General features: G+C 69.6%; 7 protein-coding genes. 5 read left to right on the forward strand and 2 right to left on the reverse strand.

Annotation, left to right across the window (positions count from 1 at the left end):
* The 3 genes from nirB to cobA all read left to right on the forward strand — a co-directional run.
* Positions 1-2,192: nitrite reductase large subunit NirB (gene nirB / locus AC08OJ_RS17375; RefSeq protein ID WP_476596281.1), on the forward strand; the 2,192-nt coding region annotated here is incomplete at its 5' end.
* Positions 2,193-2,228: 36 nt separating this feature from the next.
* Complete coding sequence (gene nirD, locus AC08OJ_RS17380; RefSeq protein ID WP_462186017.1) at positions 2,229-2,573, forward strand: nitrite reductase small subunit NirD; 345 nt, start codon at positions 2,229-2,231, stop codon at positions 2,571-2,573.
* A 106-nt stretch (positions 2,574-2,679) separates the two neighbouring features.
* Positions 2,680-3,501 carry a uroporphyrinogen-III C-methyltransferase gene (gene cobA, locus AC08OJ_RS17385; protein ID WP_462186016.1) on the forward strand — a complete coding sequence of 274 codons (822 nt, stop codon included), beginning with the start codon at positions 2,680-2,682 and terminating at the stop codon, positions 3,499-3,501.
* 38 nt (positions 3,502-3,539) lie between these two features.
* Here the strand turns inward: cobA and AC08OJ_RS17390 are convergent, their stop codons facing one another.
* Both AC08OJ_RS17390 and AC08OJ_RS17395 read right to left on the reverse strand, forming a co-directional pair.
* Positions 3,540-4,652, reverse strand: a complete 1,113-nt coding sequence (locus AC08OJ_RS17390; RefSeq protein ID WP_476596283.1) for a PQQ-dependent sugar dehydrogenase — start codon at positions 4,650-4,652, stop codon at positions 3,540-3,542.
* A gap of 70 nt (positions 4,653-4,722) precedes the next feature.
* Positions 4,723-4,908, reverse strand: a complete 186-nt coding sequence (locus AC08OJ_RS17395; protein ID WP_476596284.1) for a hypothetical protein — start codon at positions 4,906-4,908, stop codon at positions 4,723-4,725.
* 297 nt (positions 4,909-5,205) lie between these two features.
* Between AC08OJ_RS17395 and ftsE the strand changes: the two genes are divergently transcribed.
* Positions 5,206-5,952 carry a cell division ATP-binding protein FtsE gene (gene ftsE / locus AC08OJ_RS17400; protein WP_476594255.1) on the forward strand — a complete coding sequence of 249 codons (747 nt, stop codon included), beginning with the start codon at positions 5,206-5,208 and terminating at the stop codon, positions 5,950-5,952.
* The gene (gene ftsX / locus AC08OJ_RS17405) at positions 5,952-6,824 is read left to right on the forward strand and encodes a permease-like cell division protein FtsX (protein WP_476594254.1); all 873 of its coding nucleotides are present in this window, start codon (positions 5,952-5,954) and stop codon (positions 6,822-6,824) included. Before ftsE ends, ftsX begins: the two co-directional genes overlap by 1 nt.
* Positions 6,825-6,838: the final 14 nt, after the last annotated feature.

Consider the following 6,838-nt stretch of genomic DNA (forward strand, 5'->3'; position numbering starts at 1 on the left):
TGCGGAAGACAAGCCTAGAGGCGGCGAACGCGCTGCGTAGCCTGGGGTTGGCTACTCACGTCGTCGAGTTCGCGCCCCGGCTGATGCCGGCCCAGGTCGACGAGGCCGGCGGGCAGACGCTGCGAGCCCACATCACCGGGCTCGGGATCGGCGTCCACACCGACACGGCCACCGAGCGGATCGAGGCCGATCCCGACGGGCGGGTCACCCGGATGGTCTTCGCCCGTCACCCCGAGGGGCTGGCCGGCCTCGACGCCGACGTCGTCGTGTTCTCGGCGGGGATCCGCCCGCGGGACGCCCTGGCCCGCGAGTGCGGACTCGACGTCGGGGATCGCGGCGGCATCGTCGTCGACGAGGGCTGCCGCACCAGCGACGAGCACATCTACGCCGTCGGCGAGTGCGCCCTGGCGGCCGGACGGGTGTACGGGCTGGTCGCACCCGGATACGCGATGGCCGAGGTCGTCGCGGACCGTCTGCTCGGCGGCGGCGCGACCTTCACCGGTGCCGACATGTCGACCAAGCTCAAGTTGCTCGGCGTCGACGTCGCGAGCTTCGGGGACGCCTTCGGGACGACTCCCGGTGCGCTGCCTATCACGTTCGCCGACCCGGTGGCCAAGGTCTACAAGAAGCTGGTGCTCTCCGACGACGCGCGTAGCGTCCTCGGTGGCATCCTCGTCGGCGACGCCGGGGAGTACGGCATGTTGCGGGCCATGGTCGGCTCCGCCGGGGTCGTGCCGGACGATCCCGCGCGGCTCATCCTGCCGGACGGCGACGGCGACGGGGCAGGGGCCGGCGGCTCCGGGGCCGGGGTGGCGCTCCCCGCCGGGGCGCAGATCTGCTCGTGCAACAACGTCACCCACGGCCAGATCTGCGCCGCGATCAGCGAGAACGGCCTTACCGACGTCGCCGGGATCAAGGGGTGTACCAACGCGGGCACAAGCTGTGGCAGCTGCGTGCCGATGCTCAGGACAATCCTCGGCCAGCAGCTCGCCGCCGCGGGCATCGAGGTATCGAAGGCGCTGTGCGAGCACTTCGACGTCAGCCGGGCTGAACTGTTCGAGATCGTCCGGGTGCGGGGGATCACGACGTTCTCGCAGCTGATCGCCGAGCACGGTCGGGGCCGGGGCTGCGAGGTTTGCCGGCCGGTGGTGGCCTCGATTCTCGCCTCCCTTTACAACGGGTATGTCCTGGCCGGCGAGCAGGCCGCCCTGCAGGACACCAACGACCACATGCTCGCGAACATGCAGAAGGACGGCACGTACTCGGTCGTCCCCCGGCTGCCCGGCGGCGAGGTCACGCCCGAGACGCTCATCCTGATTGGCGAGGTGGCCCGGGACTTCAACCTCTATACGAAGATTACCGGTGGGCAGCGCATCGACCTCTTCGGCGCCAGGGCCGAGCAGCTGCCGAAGATCTGGAAGCGGCTGACCGACGCCGGACTCGAGTCCGGACACGCTTACGGCAAGGCGTTGCGGACGGTGAAGTCCTGCGTCGGGGAGACCTGGTGCCGCTACGGCGTACAGGACTCCACCACGCTGGCCGTCGACCTGGAGCTACGCTACCGCGGTCTGCGATCTCCCCAAAAGATCAAAATGGCGGTCTCCGGCTGTGCCCGGGAATGCGCGGAGGCGCGGTCCAAGGACGTCGGGGTGATCGCCACCGAGCAGGGCTGGAACCTGTACCTGGGCGGCAACGGCGGTCACCGGCCCCGGCACGCGGAGCTGTTCGCCTCCGACCTCGACACCGAGACGCTCGTCCGCTACATCGACCGGTTTCTGATGTTCTATGTGCGCACCGCCGATCGCCTCCAGCGCACCGCGCTGTGGGTGGAGAGCCTCGACGGCGGCCTCGGACATGTCCGCGAGGTCATCGTCGACGGCTCGCTGGGCATCTGCGCCGAACTCGACACGGCCATGGCCCACCACGTCGCGACCTATCAGGACGAGTGGAAGACGACGCTGGCCGATCCGGTCGCACTGCGCCGGTTCGCCTCGTTCGTCAACGCCCCCGAGGCGGCCGACCCCGACGTCATCCACCTCCTCGAACGCGGCCAGCCCCGGCCGGCCCGCCCGGCCGAGCGGGCAGCCCTCATCGCCGGTGCCACGCTCCCCGTGGTGGCTGGCCGTTTCCTTACCTATCCAGGCTCCTTGCCTATCCAGAGGGACGAAACGGACACAAAAGCCTCTGAATAGGCAAGTAAGCGCATCCCGGACGATCTGGAGGCCGCCATGATCTGGACCGACATCTGTGCCCTGGACGATCTGACTCCCGATCGCGGCGTGGCCGCGCTCGTCAACGGCGCCCAGGTGGCCATCTTCCGGCTGAGCGACGGTCCCGTGCTCGCCGTCGGCAACGCCGACCCAATCGGCCTGGCCAACGTGCTCTCCCGGGGTCTCGTCGGCTCCCGCGGAGACCGGGCCGTGGTCTTCTCGCCGTTACACAAGCAGGCGTTCGATCTGGTGACGGGGGAGTGCCTCGATGCCGAGGGGGTGCGCCTCCCCGTCTACCCGGTGCAGGTGCAGGACGGTCGGGTGCTGGTCGGCCCCGTCGCGGCGGCCCGTCCGGTCAGCTGAGGCGGTCAGCCGGCCGGTCAGCCGGAATGGTCGGCTGCGGCGATCGGCCCCGAACGGGCTGGTCAGGCCGCACACTGGGAGAAAGCCGACGCGGGAGGGGACGAAGATGACCGGTGTGCAGACAGCCCCGGGCGGATGGGTGGCCCTTGTCGGTGGCGGTCCCGGGCGGGCGGATCTGATCACCGTACGCGGTCTGCGGCTGCTCCAGGCTGCGGATGTCGTGGTGGTCGACCGGCTGGCTCCCCGTGAGCTGCTGGATGAGGTGCGACCCGGTACCGAGATCATCGATGCGGGCAAGGCGCCGCACGGTCACAACCTGACCCAGGACGAGATCAACGCGGTGATCGTCGATCGGGGACTGCGCGGGCTCGGCGTCGTCCGGCTCAAGGGCGGTGATCCGTTCGTCTTCGGTCGTGGCGGCGAGGAGGCCCTGGCCTGCGCTGCGGCCGGCCTGCCCTGCGAGATCGTCCCCGGGGTGACGAGCGCCGTCGCGGTCCCCGCGCTCGCCGGGATCCCGGTGACCCACCGGGGCATCACCCAGGACGTGGCTGTCGTCAGCGGCCATATCGATCCGTCGCATCCCGGTTCCACCGCCGACTGGGACGCGCTCGCTACCGGTCCGGGCACAGTCGTCGTGCTGATGGGCGTCGGGGCACTGCCCGAGATCAGTCACGAGCTGGTGAAGCGGGGCCGCCGGCCGGAGACTCCGACCGCGGTGATCCACGCTGGCGGGACAGCCGACGAGACGATCATCACCGGGCCCCTGGCGGATATCGCCCGGCTCGCGGCCGAAGCCGCGATCAGTTCTCCCGCGGTTATCGTAATCGGAGATGTGGTTTCGCTACGTGATCGAATTATCGGCGTGATGGGTACCGTCGGGGCGGTCCCGGCGGAACCGCTTCCGGTGGAGCCCACGGTGTCGGCTTGACGCTCCCGCCGTCGGGTCGCCCGTGTCCACCCGGACCTTCAGCGCAGCGCCAGGATCCGGTCGTCCCCCTTTCTCGGGTCCCCTCGGCCGTCGGTGTTGCTGGTGATGATCCATACCGATCCGTCCGGTGCGAGCACCGCCGCGCGCAGCCGGCCCAGCTCACCGGTGAACGCCGCGCGGGGGGCGCCACGCACATGGTCACCGGCCAGGCCCACCTCCCACAGCCGCTGTCCGCGCAGCGCCGCCACGTACAGGGTGTCTCCACGGATCGCGACGCCGCTCGGGGATGCTTCGGCGGTGGTCCAGGTGACGAGGGGATTGCGCAGGCGGCCCTTGTCGGTGTCGCCGACGCCCTCCACCATCGGCCACCCGTAGTTGCCGCCCGGGATGATCAGGTTCACCTCGTCGAAGTTGTTCTGGCCGAACTCGGATGCCCACAGCCGTCCGGCCGTATCCCACGCCAGGCCCTGCACGTTGCGGTGGCCCATGCTGTAGATCAGCGAGCCCGGGAACGGATTGCTCGGCGGCACGCTTCCGTCGGGACGCATCCGTAGGATCTTGCCGTTCAGACTGGCGCGGTCCTGCGCCCGTGTGGTCACGCCGGCGTCCCCTACCCCCGCGTACAGCAGGCCGTCCGGGCCGAACCTGATCCGTCCGCCGTTGTGGATCTGGGCGTTCGCGAGCCCGGTGAGGATCGGTGCGGGGGAACCCGCCCAGTTCCCGGTCAGCCGGAACCGCACGATCCGGTTGTCGGCCCGGGTCGTGTAATAGGCGTACACGAAGTGATCGGCCGCGTAGGTGGGGGAGACGGCGAGGCCCAGCAGCCCCGATTCCCCGCTGTGCACCATGTCCGGAAAACGGGCGACCTCGGTAGGCTCGCCACCGCCGGCCGGGCGACGCAGGATACGGCCGCTGTCCCGTTCGCTGATCAAGGCGTCCCCGGAGGGGAGGAAGGCGACATCCCAGGGCGCCGCGAGACCCGTGGTGATGATGCGCAACTCGGGCTGCGGGCTGTCGCGACCCGCCGACGGTGCGGTGGTGGCCGGCTTCGACGACTCGGCCGGCCAGGGGCGGCCACCATTCCCGCCGCAGGCGGATACGCCGAGGCCCACCAGGGCGAGAATGGCGCTGACCAGGACGAGGCAGCGCACGGGAGGACAACGGGGAGATTCGGGGCGGCCCGCGACTAGGTCAGCCTTTGCCGCGGCGGCGCGGCCGGGCTTAGGAGACGTGACGGGTGGCAAGGACCGTCAGTAGCATTACGATCGCGATCAGCGCGACGATCACCTGCGGTGACATCTGGAAGAAGCTCTGGCGCAGGTACTCGCGCGAGGCGCGGCAGGTGGGACACCGGCCTTCGACCACCAGTCCGGCGCAGCGCGCGCAGACGAGATCCTCGCTGCCCATAGCGCCTCCTTCTCACCCGGGACGGATGCCATGATCGGGCGATCGTCGCACTTCCTCGGGGTGGGGACAACACCCGGACGTTTCGGATGGAGCACGACCGTTGGCGACACGCACGATCGACCTCCACGTTACGCCCGCGCACGGTGGCGTGCCGCTCCGTCAAAGGTCGACCGGGCGAGCGGTGACCCGCCCGGGGCTGTTCTCGGAGATTCCGGTCGGGCGTTAACCTGCGGCCCCCGACCTTCGTCACGCCCTACCATGCGGCTACTGAAAGTCATGGGAGTGCGGGAAGGCGCAATGATCGTTTTGAGTTCCGTGAGCAAGCGGTACCCGAACGGCGGCCGGCCGGCGCTGATCGATGTCACCGCGGAGATCGGTGCCGGTGAGTTCGTCTTCCTCGTGGGGCCGTCCGGATCGGGTAAGACCGCATTGCTGCGATTGCTGCTGCGGGAGGAACGGGCGACGTCCGGCCGGGTGCTGGTGGCCGGCCGTGACGTCGCGCGGATGCCGGACCGCGGGGTGCCCCAGCTGCGCCGGCTGGTCGGCTGCGTCTTCCAAGACTTTCGCCTGCTACCGAATCGGACCGTGGCGGCGAACATCGCGTTCGCCCTCGACGTGGTCGGCCGTCCTCGGCATGTCGTGCGCAGCGTCGTGCCGGAGGCACTCGACCTGGTCGGCCTCGCGGAGAAGGCGGACCGGTATCCTGATGAACTCTCCGGAGGCGAACAGCAGCGGGTCGCAATCGCCCGGGCGTTCGTCGGCCGTCCTCGGGTACTGCTGGCCGACGAGCCGACCGGCAACCTCGATCCGAACACCAGCATCGAGATCGTGAACCTGCTCGACACTGTTCATCAGGCCGGCACCACCGTCGTGATGGCGACCCACAACGCGTCGCTCGTCGACGCGATGCGCCGCCGGGTGCTCGAGCTGAGCGACGGCGCGCTGATCCGGGACGAGGCTCGCGGGCGTTACAACCAGGATGATCTGGTGGTGCCGATGATTCCCCGGCCCGGGCCCCGGGTGCCGGCCGACCGGGTCCGCTGATGCGACCGAGTCTGCTGGCGTCGCTGCTGTGGACGGGCCTGCGCCGCAACCTGGCGATGACCTGCGCTATGATCATCACTGTCGCGATCTGCCTGGCGTTGCTGGGGTTGGGCCTGCTCCTGCGGGCGCAGGTGCACACCATCGACAGCTTCCTGCTCGACCAGATCGAGGTCGTCGTTGATCTCTCCGATGGCATCACCCCAGGCGAGCGGTCTGCCCTCGAGGCCGAGATCGCGGCGGATCCACTGGTCGTCGACGTGCGGTACGAAAGCAAACAGCAGGTGTACGACCGTTTCCGCCGGGACTTCCGTGGATCGCCCGACGTCCTCGCCGGTGTCGGACCCGACGACCTGCCCGCGGCGCTACGACTTACGCTCACCGATCCGCGAGCGGCCCGCGACATCGTCGTCACCTACACAGGCCTCGACGGGGTGGAAGCTGTGCGCGACCAGCGCGGCCTGCTTGACCCGTTGTACCGGTTCCTCGACGCCTTCACAGCGGGCGCCTTCGCCCTCGCCGCCGTGCAGGCCTTGGCGTCCTTCGCCCTCATCTACACGATGATCCGGATCTCGGCGCATGCTCGGCGGCGGGAGACTGCCATCATGAAGATGGTCGGTGCGTCCAACGGAACAATCCGGGCCCCGTTCGTCTTGGAGATCGCGGCGGTGGGGCTGATTGGCGGGCTGTTCGCCACGGGCGTGCTCGCGCTGGCCAAGATCTACCTGGTGGACGGCCGGTTCGCGAAGCAGACGATGTTCCCCCTGTTCGGTTGGTCGGCGGTCTGGGAGACCGCGGCCGTCGTGCTGGGGGTCGGTGTGCTCGCCGCCGCCGCGATGGCTTCGGTGGCGCTCCGCCGTCATCTACGGGTCTGAGAGCCTGTCCTGGG

The organism is Frankia sp. CgKIO3, from assembly GCF_977946435.1.

Coding starts and splice junctions, on each gene's coding strand:
- AC08OJ_RS17395 (WP_476596284.1), bottom strand. CDS start 4,908: ATGGGCAGCGAGGATCTCGTCTGCGCGCGCTGCGCCGGACTGGTGGTC.
- nirD (WP_462186017.1), top strand. CDS start 2,229: ATGATCTGGACCGACATCTGTGCCCTGGACGATCTGACTCCCGATCGC.
- ftsE (WP_476594255.1), top strand. CDS start 5,206: ATGATCGTTTTGAGTTCCGTGAGCAAGCGGTACCCGAACGGCGGCCGG.
- ftsX (WP_476594254.1), top strand. CDS start 5,952: ATGCGACCGAGTCTGCTGGCGTCGCTGCTGTGGACGGGCCTGCGCCGC.
- cobA (WP_462186016.1), top strand. CDS start 2,680: ATGACCGGTGTGCAGACAGCCCCGGGCGGATGGGTGGCCCTTGTCGGT.